Source organism: Oceanicaulis sp. (genome assembly GCF_965284345.1).
GTDB classification, from domain to species: domain Bacteria; phylum Pseudomonadota; class Alphaproteobacteria; order Caulobacterales; family Maricaulaceae; genus Oceanicaulis; species Oceanicaulis alexandrii_A.
Genome location: NZ_OZ260073.1, coordinates 2,472,460 through 2,494,444, shown reverse-complemented (window position 1 = coordinate 2,494,444; position 21,985 = coordinate 2,472,460). Strand labels below are relative to the sequence as shown.

At 63.7% G+C, this 21,985-nt stretch carries 18 protein-coding genes; 7 read left to right on the top strand and 11 right to left on the bottom strand.

Annotation, left to right across the window (positions count from 1 at the left end; all coding sequences use genetic code 11):
- Window positions 1–108 precede the first annotated feature (108 nt).
- From ACQ66J_RS12090 to ACQ66J_RS12080, 3 genes are all read left to right on the top strand, one after another.
- Entirely contained in the window at window positions 109–1,575 is a 1,467-nt protein-coding gene (locus ACQ66J_RS12090) for an aldehyde dehydrogenase family protein (RefSeq protein ID WP_430431826.1), read from the top strand.
- 123 nt (window positions 1,576–1,698) lie between these two features.
- A complete protein-coding gene (locus ACQ66J_RS12085; RefSeq protein WP_430431825.1) occupies window positions 1,699–2,754 on the top strand; it encodes an NAD(P)-dependent alcohol dehydrogenase in 1,056 nt (351 codons plus the stop codon).
- Between the two features lie 123 nt (window positions 2,755–2,877).
- Complete coding sequence (locus tag ACQ66J_RS12080; RefSeq protein WP_430431824.1) at window positions 2,878–3,429, top strand: hypothetical protein; 552 nt, start codon at window positions 2,878–2,880, stop codon at window positions 3,427–3,429.
- 3 nt (window positions 3,430–3,432) lie between these two features.
- On the opposite strand, the gene pyrC is transcribed toward ACQ66J_RS12080, so the two are convergent.
- Window positions 3,433–4,476: a dihydroorotase gene (gene pyrC / locus ACQ66J_RS12075; protein ID WP_430431822.1), complete on the bottom strand. Its 1,044-nt coding sequence runs from the start codon at window positions 4,474–4,476 to the stop codon at window positions 3,433–3,435.
- Between the two features lie 37 nt (window positions 4,477–4,513).
- On the bottom strand, window positions 4,514–7,123 hold the full coding sequence (locus ACQ66J_RS12070) for a cation-translocating P-type ATPase (RefSeq protein ID WP_430431821.1): 2,610 nt from the start codon (window positions 7,121–7,123) through the stop codon (window positions 4,514–4,516).
- A gap of 149 nt (window positions 7,124–7,272) precedes the next feature.
- Here ACQ66J_RS12070 and ACQ66J_RS12065 point away from each other — a divergent pair, with 149 nt between their 5' ends.
- The 3 genes from ACQ66J_RS12065 to ACQ66J_RS12055 all read left to right on the top strand — a co-directional run bounded on the left by ACQ66J_RS12065 (window position 7,273) and on the right by ACQ66J_RS12055 (window position 11,057).
- Window positions 7,273–7,821 carry a hypothetical protein gene (locus ACQ66J_RS12065; RefSeq protein ID WP_375549528.1) on the top strand — a complete coding sequence of 183 codons (549 nt, stop codon included), beginning with the start codon at window positions 7,273–7,275 and terminating at the stop codon, window positions 7,819–7,821.
- Between the two features lie 73 nt (window positions 7,822–7,894).
- Window positions 7,895–8,467: a response regulator gene (locus tag ACQ66J_RS12060; RefSeq protein ID WP_430431820.1), complete on the top strand. Its 573-nt coding sequence runs from the start codon at window positions 7,895–7,897 to the stop codon at window positions 8,465–8,467.
- Between the two features lie 76 nt (window positions 8,468–8,543).
- Window positions 8,544–11,057 carry an ATP-binding protein gene (locus ACQ66J_RS12055; protein ID WP_430431819.1) on the top strand — a complete coding sequence of 838 codons (2,514 nt, stop codon included), beginning with the start codon at window positions 8,544–8,546 and terminating at the stop codon, window positions 11,055–11,057.
- A 25-nt stretch (window positions 11,058–11,082) separates the two neighbouring features.
- On the opposite strand, the gene ACQ66J_RS12050 is transcribed toward ACQ66J_RS12055, so the two are convergent.
- From ACQ66J_RS12050 to ACQ66J_RS12030, 5 genes are all read right to left on the bottom strand, one after another.
- Window positions 11,083–11,664 carry a periplasmic heavy metal sensor gene (locus ACQ66J_RS12050; RefSeq protein WP_430431818.1) on the bottom strand — a complete coding sequence of 194 codons (582 nt, stop codon included), beginning with the start codon at window positions 11,662–11,664 and terminating at the stop codon, window positions 11,083–11,085.
- Window positions 11,661–12,080: a hypothetical protein gene (locus ACQ66J_RS12045; RefSeq protein WP_430431817.1), complete on the bottom strand. Its 420-nt coding sequence runs from the start codon at window positions 12,078–12,080 to the stop codon at window positions 11,661–11,663. Before ACQ66J_RS12045 ends, ACQ66J_RS12050 begins: the two co-directional genes overlap by 4 nt.
- Window positions 12,077–12,730 (bottom strand): RNA polymerase sigma factor, encoded by a 654-nt coding sequence (locus tag ACQ66J_RS12040; protein ID WP_430431816.1) that lies wholly within the window; start codon window positions 12,728–12,730, stop codon window positions 12,077–12,079. Before ACQ66J_RS12040 ends, ACQ66J_RS12045 begins: the two co-directional genes overlap by 4 nt.
- Before the next feature lie 23 nt (window positions 12,731–12,753).
- Window positions 12,754–13,329, bottom strand: a complete 576-nt coding sequence (locus ACQ66J_RS12035; protein WP_430431815.1) for an EF-hand domain-containing protein — start codon at window positions 13,327–13,329, stop codon at window positions 12,754–12,756.
- An 85-nt stretch (window positions 13,330–13,414) separates the two neighbouring features.
- The gene (locus ACQ66J_RS12030; protein ID WP_430431814.1) at window positions 13,415–16,297 is read right to left on the bottom strand and encodes a bifunctional [glutamine synthetase] adenylyltransferase/[glutamine synthetase]-adenylyl-L-tyrosine phosphorylase; all 2,883 of its coding nucleotides are present in this window, start codon (window positions 16,295–16,297) and stop codon (window positions 13,415–13,417) included.
- 90 nt (window positions 16,298–16,387) lie between these two features.
- Here ACQ66J_RS12030 and ACQ66J_RS12025 point away from each other — a divergent pair, with 90 nt between their 5' ends.
- Window positions 16,388–16,942: a hypothetical protein gene (locus ACQ66J_RS12025; RefSeq protein WP_430431813.1), complete on the top strand. Its 555-nt coding sequence runs from the start codon at window positions 16,388–16,390 to the stop codon at window positions 16,940–16,942.
- A 1-nt stretch (window position 16,943) separates the two neighbouring features.
- Here ACQ66J_RS12025 and ACQ66J_RS12020 read toward each other — a convergent pair whose 3' ends face one another.
- The 4 genes from ACQ66J_RS12020 to ACQ66J_RS12005 form a co-directional block, all read right to left on the bottom strand.
- On the bottom strand, window positions 16,944–18,230 hold the full coding sequence (locus tag ACQ66J_RS12020) for a sensor histidine kinase (protein WP_375549537.1): 1,287 nt from the start codon (window positions 18,228–18,230) through the stop codon (window positions 16,944–16,946).
- Between the two features lie 167 nt (window positions 18,231–18,397).
- The gene (locus tag ACQ66J_RS12015) at window positions 18,398–19,069 is read right to left on the bottom strand and encodes a response regulator transcription factor (protein WP_375549538.1); all 672 of its coding nucleotides are present in this window, start codon (window positions 19,067–19,069) and stop codon (window positions 18,398–18,400) included.
- Window positions 19,070–19,130: 61 nt separating this feature from the next.
- Entirely contained in the window at window positions 19,131–20,609 is a 1,479-nt protein-coding gene (locus ACQ66J_RS12010) for a Do family serine endopeptidase (RefSeq protein WP_375549539.1), read from the bottom strand.
- A 135-nt stretch (window positions 20,610–20,744) separates the two neighbouring features.
- Window positions 20,745–21,950 carry a bifunctional alpha/beta hydrolase/OsmC family protein gene (locus ACQ66J_RS12005; protein WP_430431812.1) on the bottom strand — a complete coding sequence of 402 codons (1,206 nt, stop codon included), beginning with the start codon at window positions 21,948–21,950 and terminating at the stop codon, window positions 20,745–20,747.
- Window positions 21,951–21,985 lie beyond the last annotated feature (35 nt).

The window sequence follows — 21,985 nt, the reverse complement described above, 5'->3', positions numbered from 1 at the left end:
TCGCACGCAGCGCATCAAAATTCAGCTCGCATGAAACTCTGAGGCGCTTCGGGCGTTTCTTGACCACACGCTGGCAAAGCGCGCCCTCCCCCATAGCAAGGACTTCCCATGACCGACGCTTATACCGATCTGAACCTTCAATTCATCGCAGGTGAGTGGCGCAAAGGCGGCGCGGGCAAGGTGATGGAAAGCAAAGACCCGTTCACGGGAGACGTTCTGACGAGAATCCATGCCGCCGATGAAGACGATCTCGATGCGGCTTACATCGCTGCGCGAGACGCGCAAAAGGACTGGGCGAACACGACGCCTGCCGAGCGGGTCGCCGTCCTGCGCAAGGCCGTGTCCATCTTTGTGGACCGGCACGAGGAAATCGTTGATTGGCTGGTCAAGGAAAGCGGCTCCACCCGCATCAAGGCCGAAGCGGAATGGTCCAACGCCCGCAACATCACCGAAGAGGCGGCGAGCTTTCCCTTACGCGTTGAAGGCCGCATTCTGGCGTCCAACACGCCCGGCAAGGAAAGCCGCGTCTATCGTAAAGCGCTGGGCGTTGTCGGCGTCATTTCACCGTGGAACTTCCCGCTGCACCTGGCGCAACGCTCTGTCGCGCCCGCATTGGCGCTGGGCAACGCGGTTGTTCTGAAACCTGCGTCCGACACCCCGGTCTCGGGCGGACTTTTGCTCGCCAAGATCTTTGAAGAGGCTGGGCTGCCCAAAGGCCTGTTGAATGTGGTGATCGGCAAGGGCTCTGACATTGGCGACGCCTTTGTCGAACATTCCATCCCGAAACTGATTTCCTTCACAGGCTCCACCCCTGTCGGCAAAGGCATCGCCCAAAAGGTCGCCGCCAGCGACGATCTGAAACGCCTGGCGCTGGAGCTTGGCGGCAACAACGCCTTTGTCGTGCTTGATGACGCTGATCTCGACCGCGCCGTGAACTCGGCGGTGGCGGGCAAATTCCTGCACCAGGGCCAGATCTGCATCGCCGTGAACCGCATCATCGTCGACGAGAATCTCTATGACGCATTCGTGGAGAAGTTCGCGGAGCGTGTCCGGGGGCTGAACTATGGCGATCCGTCAAACCCTGACACAGCGGTCGGCCCGATCATCAATGAGAGCCAGATAGACGGTTTAAAAGACAAGATCGCCCAGGCGAAACAGGCGGGCGCCCGTTTGCTGGTCGAAGGCGAGATCAAAGGTCAGATCGTGCCGCCACACGTATTTGCCGACGTCACCATGGAGATGGAGTTGGCCTATAATGAAATCTTCGGCCCCATAGCCGGGATCCTGAAGGCGCGCGATGAAGAGCATGCGCTCGAACTGGCCAACGCGACTGAATATGGTCTATCCGGCGCCGTTCATTCCGCCAGCACCGAACGCGCCGCCGCCTTTGCGCGCCGGATGGACACCGGCATGACCCACATCAACGACCATTCGGTCAATGATGAGGCCAATGCACCGTTTGGCGGCGAAAAGAATTCCGGGCTCGGCCGCTTCAATGGCGAGTGGGCGATCGAGGAATTCACCACCGACCACTGGATTACGGTCCAGCATGCAGAGCGGCCTTTGCCGTTCTAGGACGGACAGACCCTCTTTTAGACTGCATAGACAGGGCCAAGCGTTACTTTATATCGCTTGCGATATAAGTGCTCGGCCCTACATCTACGGCAGACCCAGTGAAGCCAGTCTCAGGAGACATCCGTGAAAACCACCGGATACGCCGCCTATTCCGCCGACAAGCCGCTCGCGCCCTATGATTTCGAACGCCGCGAGCTGCGCGGCAATGATGTCGCCATCGAGATTTTGTACAGTGGCGTCTGCCATTCGGACCTGCACACCGCTCGTGGCGACTGGGGCCCCTACACCGCCCCGCTGGTTCCCGGCCACGAAATTGTCGGCAAGGTCATTGCGGTGGGTCCCGATGTCGAACACTACGCTGTGGGCGACCCTGTCGGCGTCGGATGCATGGTGGACAGCTGCCAGGACTGCGACCAGTGCGATCATGGCGAGGAGCAGTACTGCCGCAACGGCATGACCGCCACCTATGATTCCAAGGACCGCATCACGGGCGAGCCCACCCAGGGCGGCTATTCCAAGCATATCGTCGTGCGTGAAGAGTTCGTACTGGCCATGCCGGACGGGCTCGACCTGTCGCGCGCGGCGCCGCTTCTGTGCGCCGGCATCACCACCTATTCCCCGCTGCGCACCTGGAATGTGGGCCCGGGCAGCCGGGTGGGCGTCATCGGTATGGGCGGACTTGGCCACATGGCGATCAAGCTCGCCATCGCCCTTGGGGCGCATGTGACGGTGCTCAGCCGCTCTCCGAGCAAGGAGAAAGACGCCTTGGAGCTGGGCGCGGACGCAGTTTTGATCTCCACGGACAAGGACGCCATGAAAGCGGCGCGCAATTCGCTCGACCTCATTATCGACACCGTGCCGGTCAAGCACGATGTGACCCCCTACATGCCGCTTCTGGATGTAGACGGGACGCTCGCCATCGTCGGCCAAGTCGGCCCGATGGAAGAGTTCATGACCCCGCCGGCGATCATGGGACGTCGCCGCATCGCCGGCTCCCTGATCGGCGGGATCGCGGAGACCCAGGAAATGCTCGATTTCTGCGGCCGGATGAACATCCTGCCCGAGTGCGAGATGATCAAGATGGACGAGATCAACACTGCGTTTGACCGCATGGAAAAAGCCGATGTGCGCTATCGTTTTGTCATCGATATGAGCAGCGTGGACGCGCCTGCCGCCTAAACCAAAATCCAGACTGCCAAAGACGACGCCGCTCCGACTTCATCGGGGCGGCGTTTTTCTTGCGACGGACTCGCATTTGGCCGCCCGTATCACAGGCTCCCATCCCCCCAATGGAGCCCCCCTATGAGACTCGCAACAACTGTTATTCTGGCCACCGCGCTGGCGGTCGGCGCCTGCGCCAGCCCGCCCCGGGATCGAGGCCAGGGCGGCCGCGACGCCGGCCCCGGCGTCAATCCGGCCCGCGCAGGCGGGATTGTGACCCCGGCGGGCCTCGTCCTGGCGAGTTTTGATATGGATCATGACGCGGTGGTGACGTCGAGCGAGGTGCGAGACGGCGCAGAGCGCGTGTTCGTCGCCTCCGATCAGGATGCGAACGGCGTGCTGTCCGGGATCGAAATCACCGGGTTTTCCCAACGACATCTGGGCATGGCCTATGGCGTCCCAGGGCGCATCGCCTTTGATCCCGATGGCGATTCAGTCAGCACGCTGGACGAGTTCACCGCTGTCTGGATCAGCGAACTGGTTCGCCATGATCAAAACGCTGACAGCCAGGTGACCCGCGAGGAGCTGATCCGTCAGATCTCTATATCTCAGGGCCGTCCGGGCAGACCCAGCGGCGGTCGAGGCGGACGCGGCGGTCCTAGCGGCGGCCGCGGCCCGGGCGGGCCGGGCTAGCGCCTAACCCTCGACAAGGCGCCAGTTCATCACTTCACCTGCGTGGAAGGGGACGACCTTGATGTCGCCCGCGTCAATCGTCGCAGGGATTTCGGTGGGCTGGCGCTCCAGCGTGATCGTCCCCTCATTGAGCGGCAGACGATAGAAAGCCGGGCCAAATTCGCTGGCGAAGCCTTCAAGCTTGTCCAGCGCCCCCTCTTCCTCAAAGGTCTGCGCATAGCTCTCGATCGCCACCGGGGCGCTGAAAATCCCCGCGCAACCGCAGGCGCTTTCCTTGGCGTGGCGCTCATGGGGGGCCGTGTCGGTCCCGAGGAAGAATTTCGGATCGCCGGACACCGCCGCCTTGCGCAGCGCTTCTTTGTGCAGGCGGCGCTTGGCTACGGGCAGGCAATAGGCGTGCGGACGCATGCCGCCCACCAGCATGTCATTGCGGTCAATGCGCAAATGGTGCGCAGTGATAGTGGCGGCGATGTTGTCCCCGCCCGCCTTCACAAAGTCCACGGACTGCTCGGTGGTGATGTGCTCAAGCACCACGCGCAGGCCCGGCATGTCCTTGATCAGCGGCCCCAGAACCGTCTCCAGGAACACCGCCTCGCGGTCGAAAATGTCGATATCGGGGCTGACCACCTCACCGTGCACCAGAAGCGGCATGCCGATGCGTTCCATCCGCTCGAGCACCGGGCGGATATTGGCGATGTCGCTGACGCCATGAGCGGAATTGGTGGTGGCGTTCTGGGGGTAGAGCTTGGCGGCTGTGAAGGCGCCATCCTTGAAGCCGCGCTCGATCTCGTCCGCCTCGATGGTGTCGGTCAGGTACGCCGTCATCAGCGGCGTGAAGCCGCGATCGGCTGGAACCGCCGCATTGATCCGGTCGCGATAGGCGCGCGCCTGATCCACCGTCGTCACCGGCGGGGTCAGGTTCGGCATCACGATCGCCCGGGCGAATTGGCGGGCGGTGAAATCAGCGACCAGGTCGAGCATCGCGCCATCGCGCAAATGCACATGCCAGTCGTCGGGCTTGCGGAGGGTCAGGGTGCTCTGGGTCATGATCCACGGATTTAGGCCGCCCTCGCGAAAAGCGCAATCATCTGCGCCGGCGCGCCTGCAGGAGATATTTGATCGCTTCGGGAATGATAAGCAGCGCAATCGCTGATCCGGCGATAATCTGCCAGGACAGAGCGCTGGGCGGCGCCAAGTCCATCAAGGCCTGCAAGGGCGGCGCGAACACCAGGGCCAGCTGGGTTGCAACCGCCGCCAGCGCCGCTACAGGCAGCCAGGCATTGCTGCGCCATCCCAGCCGCGCCAGCGGAAGGGTTTGAGAGCGAAAGCTGAAGACGATGCAGGCGCTCAAGATCACCACAGCGCTGAAAGCGGCTGCGTTCGCGGCCTCGTCACCCAACGACATTGAGACCTGGAACGCCGCCAGCGCCGCCGCCGCCGAAGCCGCGCCGAACGCCGCGATCACGCCCAGCGCGGTCCTGTCCACCACCGGCGCTCCGGGGCGGCGCGGAGGGCGCGACATCAGATCAGGCGCTGCGCGTTCCGCGCCCAGGACCAACGCGATCGGGCCGTCCGTCAGAAGATTGACCCACAAGATTTGCAAGGGCGTCAGGATCAGCGGCGCACTGGACGCGATGTTCAGCCCCACCGCCAGCACTTCGCCCAGATTGGTGGCCAGCAGGAAACAGGTGAAGTTGCGGATCGCCGCCTCCTGACGTCGCCCTTCGCGCACCGCGTCCACTATGGTGCTGAAATCATCATCGAGCAGCACCAGATCCGCCGCCGCCTTCGCCGCATCCGAGCCACGGATTCCCATGGCGACCCCGATATCGGCCTGTTTGAGCGCGGGCGCATCGTTGACGCCATCGCCGGTCATGGCCACGACCTCACCCGCGGTCTGCAGGTGACGCACCACCCGCAGCTTGTGTTCGGGCGTGGTGCGGCTGAGCACGTTCGCTGTTTTCAGCGCCTGATCCAGACCCGCATCATCAAGACCGTCAATCTCGGCGCCGCTGAGCACCCGGCCAGGAGCAAAGCCCACCGCCTGGGCGATGGCTTCCGCCGTACCCGCCGCGTCGCCTGTGATCATGATCACCTGAAGCCCGGCGCTGCGGGCTGCATCCAGGGCGGCGCGCGCCCGTGGCCGCGGCGGATCCATCAAGCCCACCAGCCCCTGAAAGGTCAGGTCGTGCTCTACCAGATCTGCATCGCTATGGGCTTTGCGCGCAATGGCGAGCACACGTAGACCGCGGCGCCCCATGGCCTCGGCCTGTTCGGTCCAGTCGCGCCGCGCCGCCTCATCCATTTTCACGGCGCCGGTCTGCGTCGCCAGATGCGCACACAAAGGCAGTACAAAATCAGGCGCGCCCTTTAGATGGGTCATGGCGGCGTCGCCATCGCGCACCTGAACGGACATGCGTTTGCGTTCAGCGCTGAACGGCTGCTCCGCCAGGCGGTCCGGCGGAGCACCGCCGTCCAGCGTGGTGTGCTCCAGCGCGGCAAGCATCAAGGCCCGCTCGGTCGGCTCGCCCTGCACCGCGCCGTCCGGACACAGCTCGGCATTGTTGCAAACCCCGGCGGAATAGAGCGTCGCATGCGCCAGCGTATCAGGCTCTCCGCCCCCGGCCTCCCACCGGCCTTGAGCGGTGAGCGTTTCCACCACCGTCATCTCGCCCGTGGTCAGAGTGCCCGTCTTGTCGGTGCAGATGACCGTGGCCGAGCCTAAAGTCTCCGCCGCTCTCAGCCGCCGGACCAGCGCATTGCGCCGCGCCATGGCGCGCACGCCCAGAGCCAGGGTCAGCGCCACCACAGCCGGCAAGCCTTCGGGCACCGCCGCCACCGCCAGCGAAACGCCGGTGAACACCATTTCCAGCAGCGGACGCCCGGTCGCGACCCCGATCAACATGATGCCGAGCGCCGCCAGGATCGCCAGCCCGCCCAGCTTGGCGCTCAACCGGCCAAGTCTGCGCTGCAAGGGAGTGGCCAGACGCTGGACCGAACCCGCAAGCGCTGCGATGCGCCCAAACTCGGTGCGCACGCCGGTCGCGACCACCAGCCCGGTCGCATGCCCATCCAGCACCAAAGCTCCGGCGAACGCCATGGAGGCGCGATCATGAACCGGCGCCCCTTCAGGGTCCGCGCCCGGCGCCTTATGCACGCCCCGGGATTCACCCGTCAGCGGCGACTCGTCCATCAATAGCGCTTCCGCAGTGATCAATTTCAGATCGGCGGGCGTCCGGTCGCCACGCCGGATCTCGACCAGATCCCCCGGCGCCAGCTCCAGCGCACTGATCTGCTGGCGGCGCCCCGACCGGATCACAGTGCTGTGGGGCGTCATCAGTCCGGCGATCGCCGCGAGCGCGCGCTCAGCGCGCCATTCCTGAAAGAAGCTCAATCCCACATTCAGCGCCACCACGATGCTGATCATCACCGCGTCCAGCACCTCACCCAAGAGCGCCGCCAGGCCCGAAGCAACCGCCAGCAGGATCACCAATGGATCAATGAGTTGATGCAGCAATGCTCTCAGCGGCGAAAACCGTTCCTGAACATCGATGACATTGCCGCCGCCTTCAGCCAGGCGTTTGCAGGCTTCCGCCTCCTCCAGCCCGTCTGAGGCATCGCCGCCAAAACGGCGCACGACCTGGTCGGGCGACTCTGAACTGCAGTGCGAAGGGTCCGTCTGAAGCCAGGTCATGGGGCCAGTGTTTCATTTCGCCAGCGCCCCCGCCACTGGCCGGTGTTGCTCCAATTGTCGCAGGCTCAGACGGCGCAAGGGCGATTAACCAAGGAGTTTAACTCGGCTTTGAGACCAGCATGCCATCCTCACCGCATAGGGAGTATGACATGGCGAAGGCTGAGTTTCACAAACACCAGCGGGTTTACGTCAAACCGGTTGGCACATGGGCGGTGATCGAAAAGGTCAAACCCCATTGGGTGAGAGACGTCGAAGAACCTGTAAAAGTGCTTTATGATTGCGGGCTTGGACGTGATTTCACAACTGATGAACTGAGCGCTGAAGCGGTCGAGGATTCCCAGGTCGGCCATTGGCGGCTGATGCGTGCGCGCAATAAATGGCAAACCGCTGAGGAATGCGCCCACCACCCCCAGCCGGGCAGCTATCCTGTGGTGGTCACCGACGCCCAGAACTGGGGCGGCTGGCGTGTGCCGGGCGCTGAATATGATCGTGATCCGGGCCGGATCGAGCATCAGGCGCGCTTGATCGTGCATGCGCCCAGTCTATTTGCATTGGCCGAACGCCTGGTGCGCTCGGCTCAGGATGATCCGGACGCCTCCAGCCAGACCATCACGCTCGCCAAAACGGCGGCGGAGTTAATTCGGGCCGTGAACGCTCGCCCCGACACAAGCCAGCCGGATGATTTGTCAGTGGATTAACCACACGGCAACAGCATACGCCCTAGGCTGAACAGGATTCAGACAGACGCGCTGAACCAATGGAGCTGCGGCCATGACGCCCCGCATGGGCAATGTGAACACCCTGATCATCGACGACAATGCTCACATGATCAGCATTGTCCGCTCGATGCTGCTTGGTTTCGGCATTTCCCGCACCCACGAGTCGCGCGACGCCGTGGAAGCGTTCGAAATTGCACGTCATGAGCCTATCGACCTGATTATCGTGGATTATCAGATGCCGCTTCTGGACGGACTGGAGTTCATTCAGATGGTCCGCCGCGGCGCTGATATGAAAAACCCTTTCGTGCCGATCATCCTTTTGACCGCGCATACCGAGCGCTCGCGCATCATGGCCGCGCGCGACGCTGGCGTCACCGAGATCTGCGCCAAGCCCGTCACCGCGCGGCAGATGTGGGAAAAGATCGTGGCGGTGGTGAACAATCCCCGCCCGTTTGTGAAAACAGCGAACTATCTGGGCCCGGACCGCCGCCGCAAACACGAGGATTATAACGGTCCCGAGCGCCGGTCTGTCGCCTCAGAAAACCCTGATGCCGGCGACGGGGTTGATGTCTCTGAAACCGGTGATGAAAACGATCAGAGCGCCATTGACCAGCTGATGGCCTGACCGGCCCGGCGCCCCCTCTTAACCTGTCATTTACGGCGCTGGACGAACGCCCGCGGAGCACCTTACTTTGTGAAGGATGATTCGTGTCGGCCAACAGTCCGCGCGCGGCGCTGAACGCGACCGCTCCACCGTTTCGGCTGATGCTGAAGCGAAGGGCTCTTTATGGCCTACGACACTGGCCGTCATCGCCTTCTCCTTGGTGTTCGGCTGCGTCATCCTGGTCAAGCTGCATCAGGAATGGACCGCAGCGCGAGCCGAGGCTGAGGCTTCGCAGGCGCGCACCGCCGCCTTCATCGCCGAACGTGTCTCGGGACGCTTGTCTGAAGTGCGCGGCGCGCTGGCCATGGCCGCCTCCCAGCTCGAAGTGATGAGCCCGGCCAGTCTTGACGCCGGCGCCCAGGCCGGGCTCGACAATCTGATCGAGGCGGCCTGGGTGGACGCCGCCGCTCTTCTCACGCCTGACGGACGCCTGATCGCCGCCGGCGCTGCAGACCCGGACATGTTGCGCGAAGCGGCGAACGCCGCCTTGCAGACGAGCACAGGGCTTGCGGCCAGACCGGGGCGGACTCCGCCGCTCGTGCTCACAGCTCCTGCGCCGCTGTCTGACGGATCGGTGGGGGCTCTGGTCGCCAGCCTGACCCCGCAGGAATTGCTGCCGCGCTGGAACAGCGATGATGTGGCGATGCTGACGGACGCCGAAGGACGTTTGCTGGCTCTGAACCCGGCGACTCCGTTCGCCGGCGCCCCCTTCGCCGCCGAGCGGCTGGGTCTCGATCCCGCCACTGTCTCGGCCATGGCGCGCAATGGCGGGGCCATGCGCGGCGCACAATTGGGCGACGAGGACCGCATTCTGGGCGCCGCCGCCATCACCGGCGCCCCGCTGCAAGCCTTGAGCTTGGGTCCGGACGGCATCAATCGCAGCGCCTGGAACAGCACCTTGCTGTTCCACCTTCTCTTGTTTCTGGCGCCTCTGGGCACAGCGATCGCCTTGTCGATCGTTCTACGCAATCAGATGGGCCGGCTGGGCGACACCCAGGCGAAACTGACCGATTCCGAAGGCCGGCTGCACCTCGCCATCGAAGGTGCGCGCTGCGGTGTCTGGGATTGGGATCTCGATACTGATGAAGTCGTGCTGACGGATTCCTTCGCCCAGCTGATCGGCCGCGCACGCGGCGAGTCCATGTCTGGCCCTGAACTTCTATTGCTGCTGGGCAAAGAAGACCGGCCCAAAGTCCGCGCTGCGCTGCGCGGCGCCGCGAATGCACAAGATGTGGACCTAGAAGTGCGCGCCGCGGGTCTGCCCGTCTGGTTGCAATTGCGCGGGCGTCTACTGCCGCAAACCCGGCGGATCATCGGCGTCGCCATCGACATCACCGAGCGCAAAGGCGCCCAGGCGCGCGTGGCGGCCGCAGAATCGCGTCTGCGCGCCGCGCTGGAATCCATGAGCGAGAGCTTCGTGCTGTGGGATGCGCGCGGACGGCTGGTGCTCTGGAACCGCAAATTTCGCGACTTTTTCGGATTTTCTGAATCCGACCTGCGCATCGGCGCCAGTTATGAACAGGTTGAAGCCGCCGCTGCGCCCGCCATCAAAATGGCGCATGCCTCTGACGACGGCCAAAATGACTATGACCTTGAGCTGAAGGACCGGCGCTGGATCCACTATGCCGAACGGCGCACCGCCGATGGCGGCCTGGTCAGCGTCGGCGCCGACATCACGGCGCTCAAGGCACAGCAAAGCGCGCTCAAGGAAAATGACCGGGAAATGCGCCGCACGGTCGAGAATTTGCGTCGCTCCCAGGAGCGCGTGCAGGAGCTGGCCGCCAATTACGAGCAGGAGAAAATCCGCGCCGAGGAAGCCAACCGTTCCAAGTCCGAATTCCTGGCGAATATGAGCCACGAACTCCGCACGCCGCTCAACGCCATTAACGGCTTTTCCGAGATCATGGCCGGGGAGATGTTCGGTCCGCTGGGCCATGAACGCTATCAGGACTATGTCGGCGACATTCTGAGCTCGGGGCAGCATCTGCTGTCTTTGATCAATGACATTCTGGACATGTCCAAGATCGAAGCGGGCAAGATGCAGCTCCAGCCCGAACCCCTCCTGCCGTCAGAAGTCATTGAGCAATGCGTGCGCATTATGCGCGCCCGCGCTGAAGAGAAATCCATTCAGTTGACCGTTGAAGGCGATGAGTTGCCGGAAATCTCCGCTGACCCGCGCGCCCTCAAACAGGTCCTTCTCAACCTGATGTCCAATGCTGTGAAATTCACCCCGGAAGGCGGCAAGGTGAAACTCCGGGGCTTTCAGGCGGCGGACGGCGTGGTGATGCAAGTGTCAGACACCGGCATCGGCATCGCCGAAGACGATCTGCTACGCGTGGGCCGTCCGTTCGAGCAGATCGAGAGCCAGCACTCCAAAAAGCATCAAGGCTCCGGCCTTGGCCTGGCCTTGTCGAAATCCCTGATCGAATTGCATGGCGGCGCCCTGCGCATCGATTCCAAGCTGGGGGAAGGCACCACGGTCTCCTTCACCCTGCCGGCTCATCCGGTAGAGCAAAGCGGGCTGATCGCCGATGCCACGGCGGAAGCCTGATCGTCTGGATGACTGAGGCCGAAGCTTAGTCGCGATCCGGCCCGTCGCCTGGCGGCGGCCCGTCCGGTCCGCGCCGATCGAGATCTCTGCCGTCCCGATCACCCTCATGACGACGATGACGCCGCCTGTCATGATCCCCGTCTCCGCGCCGGGTCAGAGCCCGTTCGAACGCCTCACGGCGAATATCCGCCGGCAGGGTGGCCGCCGCGTCCAGGATCAGGGCTTCTGTGCGTTGCTCAAGCCGGGCGCGCGCCTCTCGCGCTTCGCGCAGCGCTTGCTGGGCGGCGTCCGGATCAAACGGCTCAGCGGTCAGCACGGCGCGCACAGCGCGACGCTTCTCGCCCAGATCCCGCATCAGGGCGAACACCTCCTCGCGGGAGCCCTCCATTTGTTCAAACACAGGTCTGCGATAGTCTTCGGGAAGCGCGCGGAAGAAACTGCGCGGTTCAAAGCCGCGTACGCTCGCCGCGTCTGCGGCGTCAGCCCGGATAGAGGCGCGTCCAGCGCCGTCATCGCTCAGCCATCGATGCGCGCCAGCACCGATCAGGACGCCGTTCAGGAGAACGGAGACCAATAGCAAGGCGATCCAGAGATTGATCCGACTCATGAGGCGTCCTCAAACAGGGGTTGCGTCTCTGACAGCACAGAGAAAGCGTTGGCGTAAATCACATCGTCTGTCGGCTGAGCGTTCATCTGGGAGCCGACCCATCCTGTGCCCGCGCCAAACATCAGTGCGACCGCGGCTGCGATCCCGGCCCAGCGCGGCGGCGCATAGGCGCGGCGCAAGCCCGAAGCGGTGATGGCTTCATATAGCGCCGGCGCAGGCGGCGCGCTGGCGTCCAGATCAAGCAAATGGTCGAGCGCGGACGCCTCTTCCAGACAGGCCTGCGTAAAAGCGGGCTCGGCATCGCAGAATTTGCGGGCCGCAGCTTGCACGTCACTGGGCCAGCGCTCCAGCGTCCCGCCATAGGCGTCAGCCAGTTCAGAAAACCGGTCCGGGGTCATCATGATGTCTTTGCTCATAGCTCTCTTCCCGATCCATGCAATCCAGCAGCGTCCTTGATCAGCTCGTCGCGATCGCGCGCCAATGTCTTTTTCAGGCTCCGGCGGGCGCGCGCCAGAAGCGATTCCATCGCCTCGACGCTGACGTCCATGATCTGGGCGGCCTCGATATTGGTCCGGTCCTGAAAATGGCACAATTCCAGCGCCAGTTTCTGACGCTCCGGCAAGGCGGCGACAGCCGCCCTCACCCGCGTCAGGGCGTCCTCGCCCGTCAGCCGCGCCTCTGCGCTGACCGCATCATCGGCTTGTTCGGGCGCATCGTCACTGATCTGGCCCTCGCGTTTCTTGCGCAAGCGGTCATAGCACGCGTTCATGGCGATTCGGGTCACCCAGGTCTCAAGCCTTGCGCGTTCGGGATCATAAAGCCCGATCTTGCGCCAGACCTTCAAGAAGGTCTCCTGCGCCACGTCCTCCGCTTCTGACCGGTCGCCCAGCAAGCGCGTCGCCACAGCATGCACTCTGGGCAGGCAGCGTTGGGTCAACGCGCGAATGGCGGCGGCGTCGCCGCGAGCGACGCCAGCCGCCAACGCCGCGTCAGCGGCGCGCGTCTCCTCACCTCCGCCCGTCCGGCGGGGGGAACCTTCAATCACTTTCAGGACGGGGCGGGACACGCGCGCAGCTCTCGCAAGTGGGGCTAGTCGCGCCACCAGCGCGCACGGCGTTCGTCTCGCCGTTCCGCCCGGTCTTGCATATGCGCATCAAGTTCTTCAGGCGTGATGGAGCCGTCGGAATCAGCATCCAGGCGATCAAACATCCCTTGAGGCCGCGCCAGGAATTCGGCGCGCGAGATGCGGCCATCCTCATCGGAGTCAAATCCGTCCATCATGCCCTCGCGATCCTGACCGCGTCCGCCCCTGCGTCGCGGGCGCTCCTCTTCACGCGCTTCACGACGCGCTTCCCGCTGCGCCATCATGCGTTGTTGCATCGGGGAGGCGTCCGCCTGATCCAGGAAGCCGTCGCCATTGCGGTCCCGGTAGGCAAACTCCTCAGTCTGAATCTGTTCCAGTTCTGCGCGCGTGACGGTGTTGTCGCCGTTTAGGTCCGCAGCCTGCAGCATCATCAAGCCGCGCATGCCGCGTCCGCCATGCCCGCGACCGTGCGCCCCGCGCTCATGATGTCCGAAACCGCGGGCGCCCGGCCCGTCCGATCCCACGGGTTGAGCCAGGGCCGCGCCAGATCCCAGAACCAGCACAAGGGCTGCGGCGCTCATCAGTCTCTTCATCGTACCAATCTCCTGTGTCTAAGCGGGGCTTGTTCTCTCCCTCGCTGATACCTGTGGTACGCTTGGCATGGCTTTATTCCGTCGCAGCGAAAGTCACGTCCCCGACATAGCGCTCAAACAGGCTGCGCACGCGCCCTGCATTGACGTTCAGCGCGTCGGCGGCGCACCCCAGATCCTCGCAATGCGCCGCCTGACACAAGCGGCGGGCGAAGGGCTCGCTCGCCTTGTCCGGGTCAAAGGCGGCGCCGTGTGCGGCGCGCAGGATCTGGGTCAGGTCTGCATACAGCTCATGCGCCGATTTGAGCGCCTCGCCATCCGCCTTGTCCAGCCATTGCGCCTCCACCAGCCGGTCCAGCGCGCCCTGGGTGTCCGCGCCCAGGCGTTTGTTCAAAACCAGCTGCCCGATCTGGGCGATGAACTCGATGTCGATCAATCCACCCGGACGCAGCTTCATATCCCAGGGCGAGCGCGCCGGCCTATCGCGTTCAAGGCGCGCGCGCATGTTAGCCGCGTCCGATTTCAGCATGTCCGCAGGACCCGCCGTCTCGATCACGGCGGAGATGGCGCGGTCCAGCCGCGCCGCCAGGCCGCCCTCGACCACGATCCGGCTGCGGGTCAGCGCCATGCGCTCCCAGGTCCAGGCTTCAGACGTCTGATAATAGCCTTCAAAACGCGACAGGCTGACCGCCGCCGGTCCCGCCGAGCCGGAAGGCCGCAAGGCCAGATCCACCTCATACAGCTCGCCTTCCTCGGTCGGGGCTGTCAGCGCCGAGACCAGGCGCTGGGTGAAGCGGATGAAGTACGTTTGTGCGCCCAGCGGACGCGGTCCGTCCGATGCTTCAGCGGTCGGATCAAACACCAGCATGATGTCGAGATCAGACGTCGCCGACAGCTCACGCCCGCCCAGCTTGCCTAACCCCAGCACCGCCCAATCGCCGGGCGGCGGCCCATGACGCTGGGTCATTTCCATAAGCGCCGCCTGCGCCATCGCCCCCAATGACGCGTCCGCCAGATCGGCATAGGCTTGGCCGGCGTCCTGGGCCCGCGCGCGACCCAGCAACAACTGACCGCCGATCCGCAGCTTCTCTTCACGCGCCAACCGTCGGGCCGCGTTCAGCGCCTGCTCATAGTCCAGCGCCTCCAGGCCCGAAAACCGCTCGATCCGATACGCGGGCGGGTCTTCGCTCAGAGGCCGAGTGAAAGCGGGGTCGAGCAAGCTGTCCAGAAGCGCCGGACGGCGCGCCAGCACCTCCGCCAGGCGTGGGGCCAGCCCCAGCATGGCGATCAGCTCCCGGGCAAGCTCGGGCTGGTTCACCAGCAGCGACAAGGGCTGCACGCCGCTGGGCAGGCCTTCAAAGAAGGTCGAGAACCGGGTGAAGGCGGCGTCGGGGTCACCCGTGGCCGCCAGCGCCTCGATCAGACGCGGCGCAAACCGCGAGAACAAACGCCGGGCACGCTCGGTGCGCGCCGCGCGGGCCCGGCCCGCCGCCCAGCCCGCCAAACGCTCCCACACTCGGTCAGGTTGGGAAAAGCCCAGCCGGTCCAGAGTGTTTCGGGTGTCAGGCGTCGGTTCGACCCCGGTCAGGACCAGACTGCCCGCCTCTGTCGCCAGGCTGTCGCCGTCATCAAACTGAGCGGAGAAGGCCGCATGCACGGCGCCGAACAGCGCGGTCATGCGCGCGTCAAACTCTGACAAATCATCCGCGCCCGACAACGCCGCCACCGCCCGCCGCGTCTCCGACTGCAGCGGCAGGGTCTGGGTCTGCTCGTCTTCAAGCATCTGGATGCGGTGCTCCACATCCCGCAAGGCGACGTAATAGGCGATCAGGGCGTCCGCCTCGTCTGAGTCCATCAGGTCATGGGCGGCGAGCGCAGACAAAGCATCCACCGTGGCCGGGGCGCGAACGGCGGGCATGCGGCCGCCGAACACCAGCTGCAGGCACTGGGCGTAAAACTCGATCTCTCGAATGCCGCCGCGTCCCAGCTTCACGTCATGGCCCGCCGCGCGCACTTCGGCGCGCTTGCCCACGGCCTGGATCTGCTTTGCGATGGAGCGAATGTCCTCGACCGCGGCGAAATCCATGGTCCGCCGCCAGATGAAGGGGGTGAGGTCTTTCAAGAACCCCTCGCCCGCCGCCCGGTCGCCGGCGCAGACGCGCGCCTTGGCGTAGGCCGCTCGCTCCCAGTTCTGCCCCAGCGCTTCAAAATAATAGCGCGCCATGTCCGCGCTGACCGCCACCGGCGTCGAGCCCGGATCAGGCCGCAGCCGCAGATCCACGCGGAAGACATATCCGTCCGCGGTGACGTCCTGCATGATCGCGCTGAGCTTTTGTGCGATGCGCGAGAACAGTTTCAGGGGGTCCTTACCCTCCGGCGCCTCGATGATCTCGGGCTCATAGGCGATCACAAGATCAATGTCGGATGAGAAATTCAGGCTGCGCGTGCCGTGCTTGCCCAGGGTCAGCACGAAATAACCCGGCAGCGGGTTGAGCGGATCGCTCACCGCGACGCCATAGCTGCGTGCGGCTGAAGCGAGGCTCGCCTGCACGGCGGCGTCGGCGAACTCCGTGAGCGCCGCCATCACCTGTTTGAGGCTGAACGCGCCCGACAGATCCGCCAGCGCCGTGACCAGATGCAGGTCGAGCTTGGCCCGGCGCAGCACCGCCCTCACCTCTGCATCGTCTTCAAGCCGCGCCGCCTCGCGCGCGGTCTCGCACAAGCGCTCGATCAGGGCTTCAGGGCTGGTTGTCGCCAGCATCGCCAACGTTTCAGGCCGCCTTGCCGCTGTCCGCGCCAGATAGGGCGCGGCGGCGAACACGCTGTCGAGAAACGCCGCCCCTTCCTCGCCCCAGACTTCAAACGCGGCGGCGCCGATACGCTCACGCGCGCGCTGCGACCGGTCCGGCGCGATATTGGGCAAGGTCTTGGTGAGGCGGTGAGTCAGGGGCGCGGTCATAAGCGCAGAGTGCAGAGCGTTGCGGGCGGCCGCAAGATTGCGAGGTGGTTCGGCTTCCCTTACCGTTCAATTCTCCTGGGAGGGGAATCCATGATCAAAAATCTCTGTGTGGCGGCGATCCGCCTGCTCGCTTTGTATCTGGGTACATATGCTGGCTTGCTGTTCCTTACCAATCTGGTGCTGACCATCAGCATGTCCTCATCCTCCGATAGCGATCAGTTTTTCGTGCAAGACTTTCTTTTGGAAGGAGTCACGTTCACGATCGCTGTCGGGCTTTGGGTCTACGCAGAATTGATCGCAGAGCGTATGGCGCCTCACTCTGAATCTGGCGAAACAGTCAATATTGATGCTCAAGACTTTGTTCTGATTGGTTTGTGCTTGCTAGGCGCCGCGACTCTTATCGACAGCATTCCCAACATTTTGAGTAGTCTGGTTGTCGAGGCTGTTAGACCACCGCCTCTCATGGATAACCATCACTCGGCCGTCGGGGTTACAGAAGGCTGGAGCGACCCTTCCTCGCCGAACCTGCTGGAGAGCGCATTGCAGACCATTATCGGCTTTGGATTGCTGCTGTGTGGCTTTCGCCTGAGATCCATTCTGCGCAAGTTTCAGACCTTGCGCACCAGCGGCCACGATGAGGACTAGCCTATTTCCGCTTCGGAAAGGTCAGAGCGATCCTGAGGCCGGGGCCGGACCCGTCCACGGCGCCGGGGCCGTCATCCAGGCTCAGCACCCCGCCATGCACTTCCGCGATGGCGTTCACCAATGACAGACCCAAACCGACGCCGGGCTGATTGCGGGAGCGATCGAGACGCACAAAACGCTCCAGCACCCGCTCGCGGTCTTCCGCCGGGATGCCAGGGCCGGTGTCGGTAACGGAGATTTCGACCCGCCCCTCGCCCGTCTTGCGGCCCCTAAGCGCAATGGCGCCGCCATCGGGGGTGTATTTGATGGCGTTATCGATCAGGTTCGCCATGGACTGGGCGATCAACTCACGGTCGCCCATCACGGTCAGACCGGGCTCGCACTCGCATTTGAAATCGGTGCCCGCATCTTCACACACCGGCTCATAAAGCTCGCACATGTCTTCCATGAGCACGCTGAGATCGACCGGGTCAAAGGCGCGGCGGCGCTCACCGGTCTGAAGACGAGAGAGCGAGAGAACGGCGTTGAAGGTCTTCAGAAGCTCGTCCACATCACTGACCGCCTGGATCAGCGCCGCTTCGCGCGCCTCCACATCGCCTTCCTCCACCAGAGCGGATTCAATGCGGCCGCGCATGCGGGTCAGCGGCAGGCGCAGATCGTGAGCAATGGAATCGCCCGCCGTGCGCATGCGATGCATCAGGTTTTCCACCCGGTCGAGCATGTCGTTGAAATTCTGTGACAGCTCATCGAGCTCATCGCCGGAATAGGTTCGTGGCGCGCGGGTCTCGAGGCGCCCTGTCATCACCGCCCGCGCCGCAGCGTTGATGCCGTCCAGGCGCCGGGCGAACCGCCGACTGACCACGGCGCCGGACACGATGCCAAGCGCCAGCGACAATCCTGACGCAATCAGAACCGAGTTGAGGGTGTTGGCGACGAAGCGGTTTTCTTCCTCCACGTCGAGGCCGACGAAGAGCTGATAGCCATCGCCCAGCTCAACGATCTGGCCACGGGCTTCCCGGCCTTCTTCGGCGCGGTCATTCACCCCTTCCACCGGCTGGCGGTCATAGGTGAAGCGCACCCGCCCCTGCGGATCCGTAGGCGCTTCGGGCAGGCCGTAGATATTGCCCACCAGCTGCTGGCCGTTGGGGTCGAGCAGCATGTAGAAAAACTCGCCGCCGCCCACGGACCGCTGCACCAGATAGCGATAGGCGCCTTGATAGCCGCGTTCTTCATAGAGCTGCTGGATTTCGGCGACCTCGGCGGAGATCGACGCATCCGCCCGGCGCATGGCCGCACTGACGGACGCCGCATAGACCAGCGCCAGGATGACGAAGCTCGACAGCGCAAAAAGCGCCGCAGACAGCAGCGTGAGGCGAAAGGCGGTCGTCCGCAGGAATGCGGGCGCCCGCCAGCCTTTATTCAGCTTGGTAATCAGTGTTCGTCCGCCTGTCTGTCTCAGCTCGACAGACGATAGCCTGCTCCGCGCACAGTGTGCAGCATCGAGGTGTCAAAAGGCTTGTCGATTTTCGACCGCAGGCGAGAAATGTGCACGTCGATGACATTGGTCTGGGGGTCGAAATGATAGTCCCAGACCTTTTCGAGCAGCATGGTGCGGGTCACGACCTGATCGGCGTGGCGCATGAGAAATTCGAGCAGGCGAAACTCGCGCGGCTGCAGCTGGATCGCTTCCTCGCCGCGTTTCACGGTGCGCGCCAGAAGATCCATCTCCAGATCACCCACCGCTAGGCGGGTCTTAAGCGCTTCAGGATCGCGCCGGCGCGCCAGAGCGTCCACACGCGCCTTCAGCTCGGAGGGCGCATAAGGTTTGACCAGATAATCATCGCCGCCCGCCGTCAGGCCGGCCACGCGATCATCCACCTCGCCCATCGCGGACAGGACGAGCGCCGGCGTCTTGTCGCCTTCTTCGCGCAGGATGGAGATCATCGACAGACCGTCGCGGCGCGGCATCATCCGGTCCACGATCAACACATCGAACGCGCCGTCACGCGCCATGGCGAGGCCATCCTCGCCATCATGGGCCGCATCGACCACATGCCCGGATTCGCGCAACATTTTGGCGATGTTGCCCGCGACTTCGCGGTCGTCTTCCACGATCAGAATTCGCATCTCTCACTCTCCCGAACCAGATCAGGCGCCGGGCTTCCCGACCCGGCGCCTGTTGTTGTTATTATTCTTCTTCGGTCTCGTCAGACGGCATCTCGAGGGCGGCGTAACGCCGCTGACCGTTCTGGGAGACCACAAACACCAGCAGCGCCCGACGATCACGCGCACGCGCATCTTCGACAGCCGCTTCAAAATCGGACAGACCGACCAGATCACGGCCGCCGGCTTCCAAGATGACGTCACCGGGACGCAGACCTTTTTCCGCCGCTTCAGAGCCCGGGCGCACGCCCTGAACCAGAAGGCCGCGGCCCTCCAGCTCCAGCTGCTCGACTTCGGCTTCGGTCGGCGCGCTCAGCGCCAGGCCGAACTGCGCCGCGGCGCCCGCTTCGCGTTGTGCGCTCTCTTGCGGAGCGTTGGTTTGCGGGCGCTCGGTCAGCTCGACGCGGATGGTGCGCTCGCGCTCATCGCGCAGGATGCGGAACGCCACCCGCTCGCCCGGCGCGAAAGCGCCGACAACGCGGGTCAGCTCTCGCGGGTCATCCACCGCTTCGCCATTGATCTGCAAAATGATGTCGCCATTCTCGAGACCGGCCGCCTGCGCCGGCGTGTCATCGAGCACCTGATTGATCAGAACACCTTCCAGATCGGCGTCGAGCCCCATGGCGTCCTTGAGATCATCGGTCAGAACCGCCGGAGAGATGCCCAGATAACCGCGGCGCACTTCGCCGTTCTCGATCAGCTGATCAATCACTGTCGCGGCGAGGTCTGAGGGAATGGCGAAGCCGATGCCCACATTGCCGCCGGTCGGGCTGATAATGGCGGAGTTCACGCCCACGACCTGACCATCAAGGTCAAAGGCCGGTCCGCCCGAATTGCCGCGATTGATCGGCGCATCGATCTGCAGGAAATCGGTATAGGCTTGGCGAGCGCCCATCTGACGCCCGGTGGCGGAGATGATGCCCGCGGTCGCGGTGCCGCCCAGACCGAACGGATTGCCCACGGCGACGACCCAATCGCCGACTCGGATATCCAGATCGCGGTCCAGTTCGACAAAGGCGAAGGGTTCGTCTTCTTCCTCAACGCGCAGCAGCGCCAGGTCGGTCGCGACATCGGTTCCCACCACCTCTGCGACCAAAGACCGGCCATCGGTCAGAACCACGCGGATGGTGTCAGCCTCTGCGATCACATGGTTGTTGGTGACCACATAGCCGTCCGCGGAGATGAAAAAGCCCGAACCTTGCGCGCGGCGTTCGCGCGGCTGATCCGGCATGCCGCCGAAACGCTCGAAGAATTCGCGAAATTGTGGCGGCAGCTGGGACATGTCAGGTGCTGCGCCAGTATCCACACTGCCCTCGGCCTCAATGGAGACCACGGCCGGGCTGACCTGTTCGATCAGGCTGGCGAAGCTCATGGGCGCGCCATTGGGCGCACCATAAGCATAGGCGGACGGCGCCTCCTGGGCGCTGACGACCGCCGTCGTGGCGACGCCCAGCGACAAAGCGGCGACAGTGGCGGACAGGATCAAACGTTTGGTGAGTTTCATGGCAGACAATCACAGTCCTTTACGCGTGTCAGAACCGGCATGCGCCGATCCATGGGAACTAGAATTTGATGACAGGGTGCGGCTGACCAGACCATTACGGCAACCTTACGGTTCCGTAATTTTCAAAGATCATTTCTAGGCATCTGTATTATAGTGACTTTTCACCTGAGCGCCGTGCTCCAGCGTGCGGTGCACCGGGCATTTATTGGCGATTTCCAGCAATTTCAGCTGCAGGGACTCATCGTCCAGCCCTTCCACGACGATCTGGCGCTCAAAAAGATCGGAAGGCCCGTCCGACTTCACCTTGCTATGGCGCACCCGTGTCCGGATGCGGCCCAGCTCGAGGTTTTTATGGTTGGCGTACATCCGCAATGTCATGGTGGTGCAAGCCGCCAGCGCCGCGGACAGCATGTCATAGGGCGCCGGCCCGCCGTTCAGCCCGCCCAGCTTATCGGGCTCGTCAACGATGAAGGCGTGCGCGCCCGTCACCGCCCAGCTGTGTAAGCCGCCCAGTCCCGTTTCTTCAACAACCGCCGTGTCATCACCGGCCAGTCGTGGCGGCGGGCCGACCTTGGCGGGCGGCGCGTACCGACTGGCCCATCCAGCGATCATGTCTGCGGCGTAATTGGCGTCCGCCTCGCGGCTGAGCAGATGGTCGGCGTCATCCAGGCTGACAAAGCTTTTGGGATGCCGCGCCGCAAGGAACAGACGAGTCGCGTTTTCTATGCCGACAGTCTCGTCGACCGGAGAATGCGCGATCAAAAGCGCGGCCTTCATCGTCCCGACAATATCTTCGAGCTTGTGTTCGCCGATATCCTCCAGGAATTGCTTCTTGATGGTGAAGGAGCGGCCCGCGAGCGCCACTGTTGCAGAGCCATTGGTCTCGATTTCATCCACATCATCAGCGGTGAAATGGTGACGCACATGATCGGCGTCCGCCGGCGCATTGAGCGTCGCCACGGCTTTGGTTTCAGGAATTTGCGGGGCCGCCGCGATCACGGCCGCGCCGCCAAGCGAATGACCAATCAAAAGGCTCGGCGCTTCATACTGCTGACGCAGGAAGTCCGCCGCCTTCACCAGGTCCGCCACATTCGAGCTGAAATTGGTGTTGGAGAACTCACCTTCGGACTGGCCAAGACCGGTGAAGTCAAAGCGCAAGACCGCATAGCCATGTTGGGTCAGGTGTCGCGCGATACGCTGGGCCGCATGGACATCCTTGGAGCAGGAAAAACAGTGTGCGAACAGCGCGAACGCCCGGATAGGGCCGACAGGCCGCTCCAGGCGAGCGGCCAGCGTGTCGCCATAGGCGCCCTCGAAGGTGACTTTCTCTGATTGCGCCATGCCTGCCTCGTTCTGTGATCTAGGTCACAAAGAGG